Raw genomic sequence first — 2,274 nt, forward strand, 5'->3', positions numbered from 1 at the left:
CGGCCGCGCCCTGAGCCCGAAGATGGTCGAGCAGCAGCTCGTCGGTGGTTCCTGGATGGGCATCAGCCATGCCCTCTACGAGACGACGGAGCCCTATTATCCGAACCGCGACCATGGCGGCACCGATTTCAACCAGTATCTGATGCCCGGTCCCGGCGATCTCGCCGAGACCGAGATCATCGTGCTGGAACGGCCGTCGGCGGACGGTCCCTTCGGCGCCAAGGGACCGGGCGAGATGTGCGCCAACCCGCAGATCCCCGCCGTCGCCAATGCCGTTTTCGACGCCGTCGGCGTTCGCATCGACACTTTGCCGATCACGCCCGAGCGCATCCTGCGCGCGCTAAAGGCGCAAGCCGCGGGTTGAGCGGACAATGACCCGCGCCGACGCCGAACAGATCGCGGCTTCGCCGGAAGCGGTGGCGGCGCGCCTTGCCGCCTCGCGCTATCTCGCCGACGACAGCCTTGCGACGGCGATCTTCCTGGCCATTCGCCTCGGCAAGCCGCTGCTGCTCGAAGGCGCGCCGGGCGTCGGCAAGACCGAAGCCGCCAAGGCAGTGGCCGAACTGCTCGGCCGTGAGCTGGTGCGCCTGCAATGCTATGAAGGCATCGACGCCGCGCATGCGCTCTATGAATGGAACTACCAGCGCCAGTTGCTCGCCATCCGCCATGCCGGCGAGCACGAGATCGACATCTATGACGACCGCTTCCTGATCGCGCGGCCGCTGCTGCAGGTGCTGCGCGTGCCGGAACAGCGCGTGCTGCTCGTCGACGAGATCGATCGCTCCGACCACGAATTCGAAGCCCTGCTCCTGGAATTCCTCTCCGATTTCCAGATCAGCATCCCGGAACGCGGCACGATCCGCGCCGCAACGCAGCCGATCGTCATCCTGACCTCCAACCGCACCCGCGAGCTGGCCGAGGCGCTGCGCCGGCGCTGCGTCTACCACTGGATCGGCTATCCCGACGCCGCGCGCGAGGCCGAGATCATCATGCTGCGCGCGGGCGATGTCGCCGAGGCGACGGCGCGCGCGGTGGCCAATGCCGTGCAGCAGATCCGCGCCCGCCCGCTGGCCAAGCCGCCCGGCATTGCCGAGGCGGTGGAATGGGCGAATGCCGCCACCATTCTCGAAAAGGGCGGAAGCCCATGGCCGGAAGCCTTTCGCCGCGCCATCGGCGTGCTGATCAAGGACGAGGAGGATCTGTCCGCGATCGCGCCGGAACTTGGGAGGATCGTCGAGGAGTCACTGGCGTGAGCCGCGACCTCAACAATCCCTTCTCCCCGTTCACGGGGAGAAGGTGCCCCGAAGGGGCGGATGAGGGGCGGCGCCAACATGGGCAGACGATGGCGCTGCCCCTCACCTGCCTGCCGGCATCCTCTCCCCGTGAACGGGGCGAGGAAAGCTTGCCCCGCGCCGCCGCGCCCTTCCTTGGCTTTGCCCGCCTGTTGCGCCGCCACGCCTTCGCCGTCGCGCCGGAACAGGCCACCAGCTTCATGCAGGCGGTGACACTGCTTGGGCCGCGCTCGATGAACGACATCCGCGAGGCCGCGCTGGCGACGCTCGCGCCTTCGCCCGACCGTCGCATCGAATTCGACGCACATTTACGCAGCCACTTCTATGGCGACGTAAAACCGTCGATCGAGGGCGAAGAGGATGAAACCCGCATCAAGGACGATCGTGGCACGCGCGAAGAGCAAAGCCAGGCCGCTCGCCAGGGGAAGGGCGGCGAGCTGACCTCGGCGCGCGAGCAGTTGAGCAGCCGCGATTTCCAGCGCGCTGCCGACGGTCTTGGCGCATTCCGCCGCGGGCTCGCCTCCGCTTTGCCCGCCCGCCGCTCCTTCCGCACCATCCGCACCCGCTCGCGCGGCACGCTCGATCTCAGGCGTTCACTCGGCGAAATCGTCAGCGCCGACGGCGACATTCCTTCGCCGCAGCTCCGCCGCCGTCAGACCGTGCCGCGCAAGCTGCTCCTGCTCATCGACGTCTCCGGCTCGATGAAGCTCCATACTGCCGATTACCTGAAGTTGGCGCACGCCGCCGTGCAGGGCGCCGACCGTGCCGAAGTCTTCACCTTCGGCACGAGACTCACGCGCATCACCTCGGCGCTGCGGGTCCGTGACCGCGACCAGGCGCTCGCCCGGGCGGCGGTTTTGGTCGACGACTGGGATGGCGGCACCCGCATGGGGCCGACGCTGCTCGCCTTCCTTTCGGTGCCGCGTTTTTCCGCCTTCGCCCGCGGCGCGGCGGTGGTCATCCTTTCGGATGCGCTGGAGCG

Annotated in this window: 2 protein-coding genes and 1 pseudogene; all 3 read left to right on the top strand. The window is 68.2% G+C overall.

Annotation, left to right across the window (positions count from 1 at the left end; all coding sequences use genetic code 11):
* Positions 1–364 (top strand): annotated as a pseudogene (locus tag EN781_RS30985) (xanthine dehydrogenase family protein molybdopterin-binding subunit); the annotation flags it as partial.
* A gap of 7 nt (positions 365–371) precedes the next feature.
* Positions 372–1,253, top strand: a complete 882-nt coding sequence (locus EN781_RS30990) for a MoxR family ATPase (RefSeq protein WP_126059010.1) — start codon at positions 372–374, stop codon at positions 1,251–1,253.
* A gap of 89 nt (positions 1,254–1,342) precedes the next feature.
* The coding region (locus EN781_RS30995; protein WP_127400653.1) for a VWA domain-containing protein at positions 1,343–2,274 on the top strand (932 nt) is incomplete at its 3' end.

Source organism: Mesorhizobium sp. M4A.F.Ca.ET.090.04.2.1, assembly GCF_003999085.1.
Lineage (GTDB): Bacteria > Pseudomonadota > Alphaproteobacteria > Rhizobiales > Rhizobiaceae > Mesorhizobium.

Excerpts from the sequence above, each read along its gene's own strand:
- EN781_RS30990 (WP_126059010.1), top strand. The coding sequence starts at position 372 with ATGACCCGCGCCGACGCCGAACAGATCGCGGCTTCGCCGGAAGCGGTG.